Raw genomic sequence first — 15,409 nt, 5'->3', positions numbered from 1 at the left:
TCGCTCCCCCTCACGACATCCACGTCGCGTCTCCCTGCATCTGCCACTTCGTGGTGATCTTCTTGAGCCAGCTCCAGTGCTCGACGCCCTGGCGGCCGGTCACGTCTCCTGCGCCGTAACGCGAGGTCTTCGTGCCGCCGAACGAGAAGGGCTCGCGCGGCACCGGCACGCCGACGTTCACGCCGATCATCCCGCTCGTCGCGCGGTCCGCGACGTGGCGCGCGACCGCGCCCGACGACGTGAACACGCTGCACGCATTGCCGTACGTGCCGCTCGCCTCGATCGCGAGCGCCTCCTCGAGGTTCTTCACGCGCACGATCGTGATGACCGGGCCGAAGAGCTCCTTGCTCGCGCACTCCATGTCGGGGCGCGCGTGATCGAGGATCGTCGGGCCGAGCCACGCGCCCTGCTCGTAACCCTCGGGCGCCTCGGGCGCGCGCCCGTCGAGGCGCAGCTTGGCGCCTTCGGCGATCGCACGATCGATGTCGCGCACGATGCGCTCGCGCGCGCCGTGATCGATGATCGCGCCCATGTCGCGGCCCAGGCGGACCTGCGCGGCGCGCTCGACGATTCCGTCGATCAGGTGATCGACGTCGCCCACCGCGACGAGCATCGACGCCGCCATGCAGCGCTGTCCCGCGCACCCGGTGAACGACGCGACGACACCCGGGATCGTGACGTCGGGATCGGCGTCGGGGGTGATCATCAGCACGTTCTTCGCGCCGCCGAGGCAGAGCGCGCGAGCGCCGCGGTTCGAGCCGCGGGTGTAGACCGCGCGCGCAGCCGCGCTCGATCCCACGAAGCCGATGCCCGCGACGAGCGGGTGATCGACGAGCGCCTCGACGGTCTCGCGCGCGCCGTGCACGAGCGAGAACACGCCCTTGGGGAAGCCCGCCTCGAGCATGCGCTCGGCCTGCAGCACCGCGGTGAGCGGGACCTTCTCGCTCGGCTTGAGGATGAAGGCGTTCCCCAGCGTGACGGCGATCGGGTAGAGCCACATGGGCACCATCGCCGGGAAGTTGAACGGCGTGATCCCGACGCAGACGCCGAGCGGCTCGCGGCGCACCTCGCACGTCACGCCGCGGCTGACCTCGAGCGCGCCTCCGTCGTCGAGGTTCTGGAGCGAGAGCGCGAACTCCGCGACCTCGATGCCCTTCATGATCCCGGCGCGCGCTTCCTCGACGGTCTTGCCCGCCTCGAGCGCGGCGCGGTGCGAGAGCAGATCGAGATCGCGGAGGAGGATCTCGCGATATCGGAAGAGCAGCTGCGTGCGCTCTTTCAGCGGCGTGCGTCGCCACGACTGCCACGCGTGGTGCGCGGACTCGACGGCGGCTGCGACGTCGCTCGCGCTCGACATCGGCACGGTGCCGACGACCGAGCCCGTGTAGGGGCTCACCACGTCGCGCGTCTCGCCGCTCGATGCGTCGCGCCACTCACCTGCGATCAGGTTGCGGCAACGGATGGTCGCCGCCGGTACGTCCACCAGCTTCATTCGTTCGGTCCCCTCGCTCCCCGTGCGATTGGCCCGCTCCGCCGAGTTCGAAACGGAGCGGAAACGAGCACTCTCGCACGGGTCGAGGGCCGAGGTCCACGACGCGCTGCGTCGTGTCGTCGCCGGGAGTGCTCGTCCCGGAGGTCCCGGACGGGACCTCCGGGCGAGCCGATTTCGCGATCAGGCGCGTCGGATCGAGATGCCTCCGTCGACGAGCATCGCGGTGCCGGTCTGGAACGACGACGCGTCCGATGCGAGCCAGAGCGCGGCGCGCGCGATCTCGTCGGGGGTCGCGACGCGACCGAGCGCGTGCAGCTGGCTCACGAATCGATGCGCGTCCTCGGTGGCGTTCATCGCGCGGTACGCCGGCGTGTCGGTGCCGCCGGGGAGCAGCGCGTTGACGCGCACGCCGTGCGCGCCGAGCTCGACCGCGAGAGTTTGCACGAGGCCGATCAGGCCCGCCTTGCTCGCGGCGTACGCGGCCATGCCGGGCATGCCGACGGTGTGGCCGACGAAGGTCGACGTGAAGATCAGCGAGCCTCCGCCGCGCGCGACGAGCGCGGGCGCCTGGTGCTTCGCGGCGAGGAACGCGCTGGTCAGGTTCGTGTCGATCGTGCGCTTCCAGCCATCGAGCGAGAGGTCGGCGATCGGACCGAGCGCGCCGCTCGCGCCTGCGTTGTCGAACGCGACGTCGAGCCCGCCGAAGCGCTCGACGGCGAGCTCGACGAGCGCGCGGGCATGGCGCTCGTCGGTCACGTCGCCGGGCAGCGCGACGGCCTCGCCGCCGTCCGCGCGGATCTCGGCGACGAGCGCCTCGAGCTCGTGCGCGCGTCGCGCGGTGACGACGAGCTGCGCGCCCTCGCGCGCGAAGAGCTTCGCTGCGGCGCGGCCGATGCCGGAGCTCGCGCCGGTGATGATGGCGACCTTCTGGGACAGTGCGGACATGACGACTCCTGGTGCGCGCGAGGCATCGACTCGCCTCGTCGCGTGGGCGCCAATCTGGAGAGGCGCGTCGTGCTCCGCGCTCCGGGTGTTGCCCTGCAATTTCTGAGGAGAGCAGGAGGGTTGGGAACACCACGGTGCTGTGCTCGCCTGCGACTCGACTCCGCGTCGACGGGAAGACCCATCGACGTGGTGTTCCTAACCCTCCTGCTCTCCTCAGAAAATTCCCCAGCAAGGTCCGGAGTGCCGATCGGGGTGAGCCGGCTGCAGAGTCGCGTCATGAACGCTCTCGTGACTGCCGAGGACGACGACGTGCGCTGGGCCGCGGTGGTGGCGCGGGATCGTGGGGCGGACGGCACGTTCGTCTACGCGGTGCGCACGACCGGTGTGTACTGCCGTCCTTCGTGCGCGTCGCGGCTCGCGCGTCGCGAGAACGTCGAGTTCCACCGCGGCGCGACGGAGGCCGAGCGCGCGGGGTTCCGCGCGTGCCGGCGATGTCGTCCCGGTGAAGCGTCGCTCGCGGAGCGACAGGCGGCGCGCATCGCGGAGATCTGTCGCGTGCTCGACGACGCGGATCGCGAGCACGATCTCGACGCGCTCGCCGCGTCGGCGGGGATGAGCCGCTTCCACTTCCAGCGCGTGTTCAAGTCGATCACCGGCGTGACGCCGAAGGCCTATGCGCGGGCGCGTCGCGCCGAGCGGGTGCGCACCGAGCTCGCGCGCGGCGCATCGGTGACGAGCGCGATGTACGCCGCGGGCTTCCGATCGAGCGGGCGCTTCTACGAGCACAGCGACGAGATGCTCGGGATGGTGCCGAGCGCGTTCCGCGAAGGTGCGCCCGCGCTGCGCATCCGCTTCGCGATCGGTGCGTGCTCGCTCGGCGCGATCCTCGTCGCCGCGACCGACGTCGGCGTGTGCAGCATCTTGCTCGGCGACGATCCCGACGCGCTCGCGGCGGAGCTGCAGGAGCGCTTCCCGAACGCGGCGCTCGAGGCCGGGGATCGCGAGTTCGACGCGTGGGTCGCGCGCGTCGTCGGGCTGGTCGAGGCGCCGCGCGTCGGGCTCGATCTGCCGCTCGACGTGCGGGGCACCGCGTTTCAGCAGCGCGTGTGGAAGGCGCTCCGCGCGATCCCGGTGGGCGCGACGGCGAGCTACGCCGACGTCGCGCGCGCGATCGGCATGCCCGAGGCCGCGCGTGCGGTCGCTCGCGCGTGCGCGGCGAACCCGCTCGCGGTCGCGATCCCGTGTCATCGCGTGGTTCGACGCGACGGTGAGCTCTCGGGCTATCGCTGGGGCGTCGAGCGCAAGCGCGAGCTGCTGCGGCGCGAGTCGTGAGACCGACTACTCGAGGCCGAGCTCGGCGAGCTTGTTGTAGAGCGTGCGCCGGCTGATCCCGAGGAGGCGCGCGGCCTGGGTGCGATTGCCCTGCGCGCGCGTCAGCGCGTCGCGGATCGCGCCCTTCTCGGCCTCGACGCGATGCGCGTCGAGCGTGCCCGCGTCGACCGGTGCCGGGCTCCCCGACGTTCGACTGCCGCGAGCGCTGCGCGCGCCGAGCTCGCGCTCCACGTCGCTGCCGCGGATCGCATCGCCCTCGGCGAACACCACGAGGCGCTCGATGAGGTTCTGCAGCTCGCGCACGTTGCCCGGCCAGTCGTGCGCGCGCAGCGCGGCGATCGCGTCCGGCGCGAGACGCAGCCCGCTGCGCCCGTTCTGCTCCGCGAGCTCGGCGCAGAACCGGCTCGCGAGCAGCGCGACGTCGTCGTCGCGCTCGCGCAGCGGCGGCATCCACACCGGCACGACGTTCAATCGATAGAAGAGGTCCTCGCGGAACGTGCCGTCCTCGACCATCGCCTCGAGATCGCGATGGGTCGCGGCGACGAAGCGCACGTCGACCTTCTCCGCGCTGGTGCCGCCGAGACGCTGGAACTCCTTCTCCTGGAGGAGCCTCAGCAGCTTCACCTGCACAGCGGGGCTGATGTCGCCGATCTCGTCGAGGAAGAGCGTGCCGCCCTGCGCGAGCTCGACGCGGCCCGGCTTGCGCTGCGTCGCGCCGGTGAACGCGCCCTTCTCGTAGCCGAAGAGCTCGCTCTCGAGCAGGTTGTCGGGCAGCGCCGCGCAGTGCACCGCGACGAAGGGCCCGGCGTGGCGCGGCGACCATCCGTGCAGCGTGCGCGCGGCCACTTCCTTGCCGGTGCCGCTCTCGCCGCGCAGCAGCACGGTCGCGACGGTGGGCGCGGCCTTCTTGAGGCGCGCGACGCACTCCCTCATCGCGTCGGAGTCGCCGAGCACCATGCCCTCGCCCCGCACCGGTGCATCCGGCGGGCGCGCGGCGACGCGCGCGTTCGTCGCGAGCGCCTTCTCGACGGTGAAGAGCACCTCGTCGCGATCGAACGGCTTGAGCAGGAACTCCGCCGCGCCCGCCTTCATCGCCTCGACCGCGAGGGGCACCGAGCCGTGCGCGGTGAGCAGCAGCACCGGCACGTCGGGCGTGCGCTGCTTCACCTCGCCGAGCAGCTCCATGCCGTCCATCCCCGGCATGCGCACGTCGGAGATCACGACGTCGATCGCGCGCGACGCGAGCGCTGCGAGCGCTTCCTCGCCGCTCGGGACGTGGTGCGACTCGTAGCCGGCTTGCTTGAGCAACGAGGCGAGGACCATGCCGACGGCGCGATCGTCGTCGACCACCAGGACGCGGGCTTTGCTCACGGTCGCGCATCGTCCGACGCGCGCGCCGTGGCGGCAAGTCGTGCTCCGACGATCGAGCGAGGCACGTTCGCCGGATGACTGCGCCGAGCGACGACGATGTCGCGTGGCTGACGCTGCTGCGCAGGCCGGCGGGCGGTCGGGATGACGCGCTCCCGCATGATCGACGAGCGCGACGCTGGTGGTGCGACCGAGAGCCTGAAGGTTCCTTCAGGTCTCGTCCTCGTCCTCGCCCTTCTTCCGCAGCCCGGCCGCCTCGAGATAACGATGCACCTGGCGGCGCGAGCGTCCGAGGGCGCGCGCGATCCGCGAGATGTTGCCCTCGTGCTCGCGGTAGAGCGCGGACACGACCTCCGGCGAAGGCGCGTCGCGCGGCTCGGGCTCGGGCTCGGGCGGCCGCACCGGGGGCGGACGCGTGTCCGCCTTGGCCGAGACCTGCGTGGGCTCGTCGATCGGGCTCGGCGCGAGCAGCGGTCCGGTGTCGACGCGGCGGCCGAGGCGCGACGCGATCATCGAGAGATCGAGCGTCGCGCTCGCCGCGCCGAGCACCCGCAGCTCGGTCGCGATCTTGATCAGCTCGCGCACGTTGTACGGCCACGCGTGCAGGAGCAGCGCCTCGACGAGATCGGGATCGAGCGGCGGCGCGTGCGGGCCGAGGGTGCGCGCGAGCAGCGGGAGCACGTCCTCGCGTCGCTCGCGCAGCGCAGGCGTGCGCAGCAGCACGTCGGACAACCGCGCGAAGAGATCGCCGCGGAACGCGCCGCGCTCGACCGCGCTCTCGAGCGCGCGATGGGTCGCCGCGACGATGCGCACGTCGACGGGGCGCGCCTGGGTCGCGCCGACCGGCACCACCGCGCGCTCCTCGATGACGCGGAGCAGCTTCGCCTGCAGCGGCAGGGGCATCTCGCCGATCTCGTCGAGGAAGAGGGTGCCGCCCGCGGCCTGCTCGAAGTACCCGGGGTGCGAGGTCTTCGCGCCGGTGAACGCGCCCGCGGCGTGCCCGAAGAGGTGGCTCTCCGCGAGCGTCTCCGGGATCGCGCTGGTGTTCACCGCGACGAAGCGCCCGCGACGCCCGCTCATCTCGTGGATCGCCTGCGCGACGAGCTCCTTGCCGGTGCCGCTCTCGCCGATGATCAGCACGTTCACGTCGGTCGGCGCGACGAGCGCGATCTTCGAGCGGAGCTGCGCGATCGCGGGCGCGCTCCCGAAGAGCCCGCCGATCGGCGCGTCGGGCGCATCGAGCGGGCGGAGGCGGAAGAGCAGGAACGAGTCGCCGGTGCGCACGACGTCGCCGTCGATCAGGACGCGCGGCGCGTCGATCCGCCGGCCACCCACGAACGTCCCGTGCGAGCTCGCGAGATCGCGCAGCACGACGCCCTGCGACGACACCTCCACCAGCGCGTGCCGCCGCGAGACCCGCGCGTCCTCGAGCTGGATCGTGCGCGGCGCGGCAGCGCGGCCGATCGACGTCTCGCCGGGGGAGAGCACGATGGTGCGGGGCTCGGCGATGCCACGCGGACCGTGGAGCACGACCAGCGTGGCCACGAGAGGGCGCGCTGCGGGCGCGCGTCGACTGCTCTGATCGGTGCGGTCCTCGTCCCAGCTCATCGGTTCCGAACGAGGAGTGTGCGTCATCCGCGCGAGAAAGGGTCACGCTCACGACGCCCAGTGGGCCGCCCATGTGCGTCGCGTGCCCGATGCTCGACCCAGCAGGGGCATGGGCGTTGCTGGGCGGAACGGGCGATGGCGCATCGTCGATCGACGGCGCGCGCGCTCGTCGTGCGCGTGATCGCGCTGCGACGGGGCGCTCCGCGTTGTAGGCTGGCCTCGTGCTCCAGCCGGGGGAACGGGTCGCGCACTACGAGATCGTCACGCACCTGCGATCGGGTGGGATGGCGGCTCTGTATCTCGCGCGCCGCGTCGGTCCGGCGGGCTTCGCGCGCGACGTCGCGATCAAGCTCGTGCACCCGCACCTCGCGGAGGACGAGTCGTTCCGCCGGATGTTCGTCGACGAGGCGCGCCTCTCCGCGCGCATCGTCCACCCCAACGTGGTGCACGTGGAGGAGCTCGGCGAAGAGCGCGGCCGCTACTTCCTCGTGATGGAGTACGTGCACGGCGCGTCGCTCTCGCAGATCCTCGATCGACTGCGGCGCGGCGGGCAGTGGATCGATCGCGACGTCGCGGTGCGGATCGCGATCGCCGTCGCCGAAGGTCTGCACGCCGCCCACGAGACGCGCGGCGACGATGGCGAGCCGCTCGACCTCGTGCATCGCGACGTGAGCCCGTCGAACGTGCTCGTGACCGAGCAGGGCCACGTGAAGCTGATCGACTTCGGCATCGCGAAGGCACGAGGGCGCGCGCAGGAGACCGAGAGCGGCGTCCTCAAGGGCAAGACCCGGTACATGTCGCCCGAGCAGGCGCGCGGGGAGCGCATCGATCGGCGCACCGACGTGTTCGCGCTCGGCATCGTGCTCTGGGAGATGCTCGCGGCGCGCCGCTTCTTCGGCGAGAAGGGCGACATCGACGTGCTGCGCGAGCTGATCCGGGGGCCCGAGATCCCGCGGCTCGGCGACGTGGTGCCGGGGATGGATCCCGCGCTCGAGCGCGTGGTGGCGAAGGCGCTCGCGAACGACGTGCACGAGCGGTACGCGAGCGCGCTCGAGCTGCGGCAGGCGCTGGCGGAGGCCGCCCCGCGCGCGGCGCTGGTGGATGCGAGCGGGATCGCGGCGATGGTGCGCGCGGCGTTCGACGGGCCGATCCCGCGGCCGATCGCGCCCGCGGGCGTGGTGCCGGCGATCCAGGTGACGTTCGCCGAGGCGCCGACCGCGTCGTCGGCGAAGCGTCGTGCCGGTGCGGTCGCCGACGGTGCGGTGAACGCCGCGCCGACGCCGGCTCCGGCCGTGGCGCCGCGCAGCACGGTTCGATGGATCGCGACCGGCGCGGTGGTGGTGATCGCCGCGGCGGTCGCGGCCGCGCTCGGGATGGCGTCGAGCGAGCCCACGAGTGTGGCGTCGCCGGTGGTGCCGCTGACGCCGGTCGCTGCGGAGCCCGCGAGGCCGCCCGAGATCGCACCGGCGCCGACGGTCGCGGTGGTGCCCGCCGCGCCGCCGCCCGAGGCGGCGACGGTGGACGTCGCGCCCGTCGTCGCGCCGCCGCCCGAGGCGCCGCGCGAGGAGCTGCCGGCGTCGACGACGCGGAGGTCGCGTGGCTCGCGCGCGCATCACGAGCTGATCGACGGCGTGCCGATCGCCGACGACGGCGCGTTCTGATCTCGCTCGCGGCTCGCATCGCGCCATGATGGGCGCGATGGGTCTCGAGCAATGGGTCAGCAGCGCGGCCGGCGCGCTCTTCCTCGCGCTGGGCGTGCTCTGCCTGGTGCGCGGCGCGCGCAGCCCGCTCGCGCCGCCGCTCGCGTTCCTGTGCATCACGCTCTTCGTCTACGACGTGCTCGAGGTCGCGCGGAACTTCACCGACGATCCGGTCTGGGACTTCCTCGACGCCGCCGCCGCCGCGCTGGTTGCGCCTCCGACCCTCTATCTCGTCGCCGCGTTCGTCGGGAAGCGGCGCGCGCTCCGCGTCCCGCTGGTGGTCGCCACCGCGTACTTCGTCGGCCTCGCGCTCTTCTGCATCGCGGCGATCGTCGTGCCCTCGCTCGCGTGGTTCCCGGGCAGCGACGCGTGGGCGCTCGCGATGCTCGGCGGGATGCTCCCGACCTTCGGCGTCGTGCCCTTCCTGCTCGCGCAGCACGCGCGGCGCGCCGGGCCCGAGGAGCGCGCGCGCACCCAGCTCTTCGCGGTCGCGTTCGTGCTCGGGGTGGGTGGCGTCACCTCGGATCTCGCGGCGATCGCGGGGGCGATCGCGCCGCGCGTCGCGGCGGTCGGGCTGCTGCTCGGCGTGCTGCTGCTCGGCGCGCTCGCGCTGCGGGCGCGGGTGATCGAGCGCATCACGGGCCTGGCGATCGTGAACGCGATCGCGCTCGCGGCGCTCGCGATCCTCGGCCACCTGATCGTGCTCGAGTGGCTCGGCGATCAGACGACGCTGATGGTGCTGGGCGCGGTCGCGGTGACGCTCGCGCTGCTCGCCGCGCTGCGCCCGCTGGTGTCGACGCTGACCGAGGAGCGCGAGCGGACGCGCCACCTCGCGACGATGGGCCGCCTCTCCGCGCAGATGGCGCACGACCTCAAGAACCCGCTCGCCGCGATCAAGGGCGCCGCGCAGTTCCTCACCGAGGAGCGCCGGCAGGGTCGCTCGATCGACGAGCAGGACGCGTTCGTCTCGCTGATCCTCGAGCAGGCGGAGCGCCTCGGGCGCGTCGTGGACGAGTACCAGCGGCTCGGTCGCGTCGAGGCGGTGCTCGCGCCGGTGGACCTCGGACGGCTCGCGCAGGAGGTCGCGACCGCACAGCGCGCCGCGGCGCGCGGCGAGGGCGTCGACGTGCTCTGCGACGCGCGGGGAGAGCTCGGCCGCGGCGAGATCGGCACGGTGCAGGCCGATCAGGATCTGCTGCGCGCGGCGCTCGAGAACCTGGTGCGCAACGCGCGCGAGGCGGTGGTCTCCGCGGACCGCGGGAGCGGCCGCGTCACGATCGTCGTCGAGGGCTCCGAGCGCGAGATCGTGCTGCGCGTGGAGGACGACGGGCCGGGCATGGACGCGCGCACGCGCGAGCGCGCGTTCGACGACTTCTACACGACGAAGGCGACGGGCTCGGGGCTCGGCCTCGCCTACGTCGCGCGGGTCGCGCAGGCCCACGGCGGTCGAGCGCGCATCGAGAGCGAGGAGGGCGTGGGGACCAGCGTCGAGATCGCGCTGCCGCGCGTCGTCACGGCTCCACGCTGAACACGACGCCGCGCTCCTCGCGCGCGGCGTCCTTCCAGAGCTCGAGCATCTTCGTGAAGTACGCCCACACGTACTCGAGATCCTCTTCGTCGAGATCGCCGTAGTCCTGCTTCGGGATCCGGTAGTACGCCGCGCGCAGCTTCGCGCGATCCCAGCCCGCCAGCGCGCGCGCGATGCGCTGCACCTGATCGGGCGCCTTCACCGTCACGATGAGCTCGTCGCCGTCGTGCAACCGCCGCCCTCCGAGGACCGCCCACGAGAGCGGCGGCGTGCCGTTGCCGAACGAGAGACGACCGTCGGTGAGCGCGCGATGGATGGCGTCCCACGCCTTGTCGAGCTCGCAGGTCGTCGCTGGATCCCAGCGCTCCTCGAGCTCGCTCACGATCGCGCGCACCTCGGCATCGCTGCTCGCGTCGCCCAGGCGCGCGAGGGTGTCGTCGTCGACCGCGAAGAGCACACCGCGTCCGCTCATGGGCGCGCATCCTACTCGATCGTGATCACGGCGCCGCACGCTCCGTCGCGATAGGCTGCGCTCGCGATGGCTGGTGAGTCCTCCCTGCGCCGCGAGATCGGCACGCTCGCGGCGGCCGCGATCGTCGTCAACGCGACGATCGGCACCGGCATCTTCAAGAAGCCCGCCGAGGTCGTGCGTCAGGCCGGCTCGATCGAGGCCGCGCTGCTGGTGTGGGTGCTCGGCGCGGCGGTCGCGCTGGCGGGCGCGCTCTGCTTCGCCGAGCTCTCCGCGTCGATGCCGCGCACCGGCGGCATCTACGAGTACCTGCGCCGGGCGTGGGGCCCACGCCTCGCGTTCCTCTACGGCTGGTCGAAGATGACGCTGCTCCTGCCGAGCGCGGTCGGCAGCTTCGCGCTGCTCGCGGCGGAGTCGATCGCGGCGCTCGCGGGCTGGGAGCAGGACCGCACGCGCGACGCGGTGGTCGCGATGGCCGTCATCGCCGGGTGCGCGGGCGCGAACGTGCTCGGCGTGCGCGCGTCCGCGCTGCAGCAGGCGCTGATCACGAGCGTGAAGTACGCGGGCGTCATGCTGCTCGCGGTGATCGGTCTGCTCGCGCCGCTGGTCGCGAGCGCCGAGGTGCCGGTGCCCGACGAGATGCCCGCGTTCGCCTCCGCGCCGACCGCGGCAGGCGTGTTCGCCGCGCTGGTCGCCGCGATGTGGGCCTACGACGGCTGGGCCGATCTCTCGAGCCTCGCGGGCGAGACGCGCGATCCCTCGCGCACGCTGCCGCGCGCGCTGGTGGTCGGTACCCTCGCGGTGGGCGTCGCGTACCTGCTCGCGAACCTCGGCTACGCGCGCGTGCTCGGCGTCGAAGGGCTGCGGCGATCGACCGAGGGCAGCGGCATGGCGGCGGCGCACCTCGCGACGCTCACGCTCGGCGCGGCGGGCCGCGCGCTGCTCGCGTCGCTGGTGCTCGTCTCGTGCGTCGGCGGGTGCATGGCATCGCTGCTCACCAACTCGCGCACGTTCGTCCCGATGGCGACCGACGGCGTGTTCGTCGAGTGGCTCGGGCGCGTGTGGGCGCGCACCGGCGTGCCCGCGAACGCCATCGTGATCGGCGCGATCCTCGGCGCGGCGTACGTGAGCTCGCGCTCGTTCGAGCAGCTCACCGACGCGTTCGTCGTCGGCTACTTCCCGTTCTACACGCTCGCGGTGCTCGGCCTCTTCCGCATGCGCGCGAAGGAGCCCGACCTGCCGCGCCCGTTCCGCGTCCCGCTGCACCCGCTGCCCGCGATCGTGTTCCTGATCGGCGCGGCGTGCGTGATGGCCGGCGCCGCGACCGGGCTGGATGGTTCGAGCGCGATCGCCGCGATCGTGATCGCGGCGGGCGTGCCGGTCTCGTTCGTGTGGCTGCGCGCGGGTCGCCCGAGGGCGTGATCTCGAGGACGACCTGGGTGCTGACCGTGTGGCTTCGGCCTGCACGCTCGCGCAAGGGCGCGCTGTCGCGCGCTCGCGCTCGCAGCAGTTTCGTCTGGGCCTCGGCCCGCGGGCCGCTCGTGGTGGGGTTGCTCCGCGGTGAGCGCACCTCGAGTCCCCGCAGATCGTGCTCGCGACCCGGCGCGGAGCGCCACACGAGGCTCGAGCGGGGCTCCCCGGACGCGCGGGGAGCGCCACCCGAGGCTCGAGCGGGGCTCCCCGGACGTGCGCGGCGCGCCACCCGAGGCTCGACCGGGGCTCCCGGGACGCGCGCGGCGCGCCACGCGAGGCTCGAGCGGGGCTCCCCGTACGTACGCGGCGCGCCACACGAGGCTCGAGCGGCGCTCCTCGCACGTGCACGGAGCGCTGCACGAGCCTCACGTGGCGCTCCGCGGCGGCGTGGGCCGTGCGCGCGACGCGCGAGCCTCACGCCGGGGCGCGCGCCGGGTCCTCGTCGGCCCGATGACGGCGGCGATCCTCCACCCGGAAGAAGCGCGCGGGCCAGTCGCGGGGCAGCCCGCGCTCGGCAGCGCGCGCCACGAGCGCGGCGTGCAGCCCGTCGCGCTCGCGGGTGAGGTCCAGCGCGAGCTCCTCGCGGCCGACCCGCGCCGTGCCGCGGACCTGCGCGCTGGCGGCGGTGCGATCGAGCGCCGCCTGGGCGGCATCGGACCAGCGCGTGAGCGGCTCGCGATGCGCGTCGAGGAGCGCGTCGCCGGAGATCGTGAGCCACGCCCGCACGCTCGTGACCTGCCGCGCGAGCGCGCGCGCGACCCACGCGCTCGGCGCGGTGTCGAAGAAGCGCGTCCAGCGCGCCGACGACCGGGGCGCCTCGAGCGCGAGGCGACGGCCGAACTCGGTGCACGCGTCGTCGAGGCGACCGTTCGCGACGGCGCGGAGCGCGCTGGCGCTCGCCTCGGCGATGCGCGCCGAGCGATCGCGGGCGCGCGCGGCGTCGACGAGCGAGAGCCAATCGTCGCTCTGTGTCAGCAGATCGGCGGCGTCCTCGTCCGCCTCGAGCGCGGCACGGGTGAAGAGGATCTCGTCCTCGATCGAGTCGAGTGATTCGTCGGACCCCAGCTTGCGCGGCATGTGATTGCCCTCCCGCCGCGCAGGGTAGCGTACGGGTCGGGGTCGGGGTCCGGGTGCGGGTCGGATCCGGGCTCGGTGCCCCTCGAGATCACGCCACCGAGCACGTTCCGCGGGGACTCGAATCTCGCCCACCGCGGAGCAACCCCTCCACGAACGGCCCGCTCGCCGAGACTCAAACGAAACAGCTGTGAGCGCGAGCGCGCGCCAGCGCGCCCTTGCGCGAACGTGCGCACCGAAGCCGCACGGTCAGTACTACCCGCTCTGGAAGACCACCCACGCGCGCTCGAAGCGCTTCGCGCGCAGATCCTCGTCGCGGATCAGCACGTAGAGCGTGCCGAGATCGACCCACGTGAAGCGATCGTCCTCGGGCTTCAGCTGCCAGAGCAGGCGCCAGCTCTGCGCCTCGGACTCGGCGCGTCGCAGATCCGCGCTGCGCCACGTGCGGGGATCGCCGCCCGCGTGCACGCCGCTCGACGCGAGCTCCGCGGTGATGCGCCCGTCGCGCTGCAGCCACTGCGCGTGACCGCCGACCTGCTGGCGCAGCGCGGGGATCCCGCGGCCCTGCGCGAGCGAGAAGCGCTCGACGTAGTCGCGATAGGCGCGCACCGCGCCGTCACCGGTGAGCTCGAGCGACGCGTACGAGCGATCGTCGGGCCACGGGAGCGTGAGGCCCGCGCTCGCGACGAGCGGCTCCTCGTCGAACGGGATCGCGCCCTCGGGCGGCTCGACGTCCACCGCGCGCGCAGGGTCGGGCGCATAGACCAGCGCGAAGCCCGATCCGTGCGCGGGATCGTAGCCCCAGGGCTGCTCCTCGACGTCGTAGAAGAGCGAGAGCACGCCGTCGCTCGGCAGCGCGACGTCGAGCGCGCGCACCGCCGCGCACTTCTGCGCGGCGTGCTGCAGCTCGCGGAAGTCGAGCTGGCCGACGAAGCTGAGCGGGCCGCGATCGGAGCGCGGCCACGCGACGCCGGGCGGGAGCAGCGGCGCGCCGCCGAGCCGCGTGCGTGTGACCTCGCCGTCCTCGGCGGGGCTCAAGAAGAGGCAAGGGGCGATCGAGGCTTCGATGCGTTCGCGGACCGCTTCGATCTCGGCGGGGAGCTCGAGCCGCATGAGGACGGACAGGATGGGGCGGGCCGGTGCGGCGGCGCAATCGAGATCGAACGCTCGGGCCAGCCGGAGTGCTCGGCCGCGGAGGCGCGTGCGGAGCACGCGGACCGAAGGGCCCGCCGCGGCCGGGCCGATGTTCGTTTCGGTCCCTCAGCCCGCGCCGACGAGACGCACGACGCTGATCTCCGAACGCGAGCCCACGCGCAGGGGAGGGCCCCAGTACCCGGTGCCTTCGCTGATCCACAGCCACGTGCGGGCGACCCGATGGAGGCCCGAGAGGAAGGGCTGCTCGAGCTTCACGAGGAGCCCGAAGGGCTGCATCTGACCGCCGTGGGTGTGGCCCGAGAGCTGGAGCGCCACCCCGGCGCGCGCGGCGTCGTCGATGCTGCGGGGCTGGTGCGCGAGCAGCACGATCGGCGCGCCCTCGGGCGCTCCCTCGACCGCGCCCGCGACGTCGGAGCGGCCCCCGAAGTGCGGCGCGATCACGTCGTCGACGCCGGCGAGCACCAGGGGCGCGCCCTCGTGATCGACGACGACGTGCTCGTTGCGCAGCACGCGCGCGCCGAGCGTCGCGACGTGGTGCGCCCACGCGTCGCCGCCCGAGAAGTACTCGTGGTTGCCGGTGACGAAGAACACGCCGTGGCGCGCGCGCAGCCTCGCGAGCGGCGCGACGCCGTGCGCGAGCTGGGCGACCGAGCCGTCGACGAGATCGCCGGTGATCGCGATGGCGTCGGGCGCGAGCGCGTTGGTGCGCGAGACGAGCCGCTCGACGAACGTGCGATCGATCGTGGGCCCGACGTGCACGTCGCTGAGCTGCACGATGCGGAACCCCTCGAGCGCCGCGGGAAGCCCCTCGATCGGCACGTCGACCTCGCGCAGCACCGGACCGCGCCGCACCCGCGCGATGCCCGCCGCCACGAGCGAGAGCGCGACGACGCTCGCGGTCGCCGCGACCCAGCGCGCGCCGAGGAAGGGCGCGCCCGCGGGATCGACCGCCGCGAGCAGCACGCGCGCGAGATCGATCGGGAGCAGCACGACGTCGAGATAGAAGATCGTGCCGAGCCACGAGTACCCGAGCCACGCGAGCGGGGTCGCGATCGACCGGCGCACGGTGCGCGCGGAGAGGATCGCGGCGGGCACGATCACGCCGAGCACCGCGAGCGCGATCGCGCCGAGCAGCTCCCACGGGCCGCCCCACGCCGGATCGTGGAACAGGCGCAGCCAGGCGTAGCCGTGCAGCAGGGCGCTCACGCTGCCCACCACGCCGAGGAACACGAGCAAGCGCCACGGCGAGATCCGCATCGCGCCAG

12 protein-coding genes are annotated in these 15,409 nt (G+C 73.4%); 4 read left to right on the top strand and 8 right to left on the bottom strand.

All coding sequences use genetic code 11. The annotated features are described in order from the left end of the window. Positions 1 to 10: 10 nt before the first annotated feature. Positions 11 to 1,492 carry a CoA-acylating methylmalonate-semialdehyde dehydrogenase gene (locus I5071_RS21165; RefSeq protein WP_236607314.1) on the bottom strand — a complete coding sequence of 494 codons (1,482 nt, stop codon included), beginning with the start codon at positions 1,490 to 1,492 and terminating at the stop codon, positions 11 to 13. A 180-nt stretch (positions 1,493 to 1,672) separates the two neighbouring features. Then, positions 1,673 to 2,437: an SDR family oxidoreductase gene (locus I5071_RS21160; protein WP_236607313.1), complete on the bottom strand. Its 765-nt coding sequence runs from the start codon at positions 2,435 to 2,437 to the stop codon at positions 1,673 to 1,675. Between the two features lie 276 nt (positions 2,438 to 2,713). Between I5071_RS21160 and ada the strand changes: the two genes are divergently transcribed. Continuing rightward, on the top strand, positions 2,714 to 3,769 hold the full coding sequence (ada, locus tag I5071_RS21155) for a bifunctional DNA-binding transcriptional regulator/O6-methylguanine-DNA methyltransferase Ada (RefSeq protein ID WP_236607312.1): 1,056 nt from the start codon (positions 2,714 to 2,716) through the stop codon (positions 3,767 to 3,769). A 6-nt stretch (positions 3,770 to 3,775) separates the two neighbouring features. On the opposite strand, the gene I5071_RS21150 is transcribed toward ada, so the two are convergent. Together I5071_RS21150 and I5071_RS21145 are read right to left on the bottom strand one after the other, a co-directional pair. Continuing rightward, on the bottom strand, positions 3,776 to 5,140 hold the full coding sequence (locus I5071_RS21150; RefSeq protein WP_268921244.1) for a sigma-54-dependent transcriptional regulator: 1,365 nt from the start codon (positions 5,138 to 5,140) through the stop codon (positions 3,776 to 3,778). A gap of 207 nt (positions 5,141 to 5,347) precedes the next feature. Beyond that, the gene (locus I5071_RS21145; RefSeq protein WP_236607311.1) at positions 5,348 to 6,745 is read right to left on the bottom strand and encodes a sigma 54-interacting transcriptional regulator; all 1,398 of its coding nucleotides are present in this window, start codon (positions 6,743 to 6,745) and stop codon (positions 5,348 to 5,350) included. A 221-nt stretch (positions 6,746 to 6,966) separates the two neighbouring features. Between I5071_RS21145 and I5071_RS21140 the strand changes: the two genes are divergently transcribed. Together I5071_RS21140 and I5071_RS21135 are read left to right on the top strand one after the other, a co-directional pair. Further along, positions 6,967 to 8,406, top strand: coding sequence for a serine/threonine-protein kinase (locus I5071_RS21140; protein WP_236607310.1), 1,440 nt, complete (start codon positions 6,967 to 6,969; stop codon positions 8,404 to 8,406). Positions 8,407 to 8,443: 37 nt separating this feature from the next. Continuing rightward, positions 8,444 to 9,973 carry an ATP-binding protein gene (locus I5071_RS21135; RefSeq protein WP_236607309.1) on the top strand — a complete coding sequence of 510 codons (1,530 nt, stop codon included), beginning with the start codon at positions 8,444 to 8,446 and terminating at the stop codon, positions 9,971 to 9,973. Here I5071_RS21135 and I5071_RS21130 read toward each other — a convergent pair. Next, positions 9,957 to 10,445, bottom strand: a complete 489-nt coding sequence (locus I5071_RS21130; RefSeq protein WP_236607308.1) for a YfbM family protein — start codon at positions 10,443 to 10,445, stop codon at positions 9,957 to 9,959. The two genes, I5071_RS21135 and I5071_RS21130, sit on opposite strands and share 17 nt — an antisense overlap. 66 nt (positions 10,446 to 10,511) lie before the next feature. Here I5071_RS21130 and I5071_RS21125 point away from each other — a divergent pair, with 66 nt between their 5' ends. Next, a complete protein-coding gene (locus tag I5071_RS21125) occupies positions 10,512 to 11,864 on the top strand; it encodes an APC family permease (RefSeq protein WP_236607307.1) in 1,353 nt (450 codons plus the stop codon). Positions 11,865 to 12,329: 465 nt separating this feature from the next. Here I5071_RS21125 and I5071_RS21120 read toward each other — a convergent pair whose 3' ends face one another. From I5071_RS21120 to I5071_RS21110, 3 genes are all read right to left on the bottom strand, one after another. Further along, positions 12,330 to 12,992 carry a hypothetical protein gene (locus tag I5071_RS21120; RefSeq protein WP_236607306.1) on the bottom strand — a complete coding sequence of 221 codons (663 nt, stop codon included), beginning with the start codon at positions 12,990 to 12,992 and terminating at the stop codon, positions 12,330 to 12,332. Positions 12,993 to 13,244: 252 nt separating this feature from the next. After that, a complete protein-coding gene (locus I5071_RS21115) occupies positions 13,245 to 14,102 on the bottom strand; it encodes a YwqG family protein (RefSeq protein WP_236607305.1) in 858 nt (285 codons plus the stop codon). A gap of 147 nt (positions 14,103 to 14,249) precedes the next feature. Next, the gene (locus I5071_RS21110; RefSeq protein ID WP_236607304.1) at positions 14,250 to 15,401 is read right to left on the bottom strand and encodes a metallophosphoesterase; all 1,152 of its coding nucleotides are present in this window, start codon (positions 15,399 to 15,401) and stop codon (positions 14,250 to 14,252) included. Positions 15,402 to 15,409 lie beyond the last annotated feature (8 nt).

The organism is Sandaracinus amylolyticus (assembly GCF_021631985.1).
Lineage (GTDB): Bacteria > Myxococcota_A > Polyangia > Polyangiales > Sandaracinaceae > Sandaracinus > Sandaracinus amylolyticus_A.
Note: the sequence above shows the minus strand (reverse complement) of the source record. Positions and strands in the feature narration are given on the sequence as shown.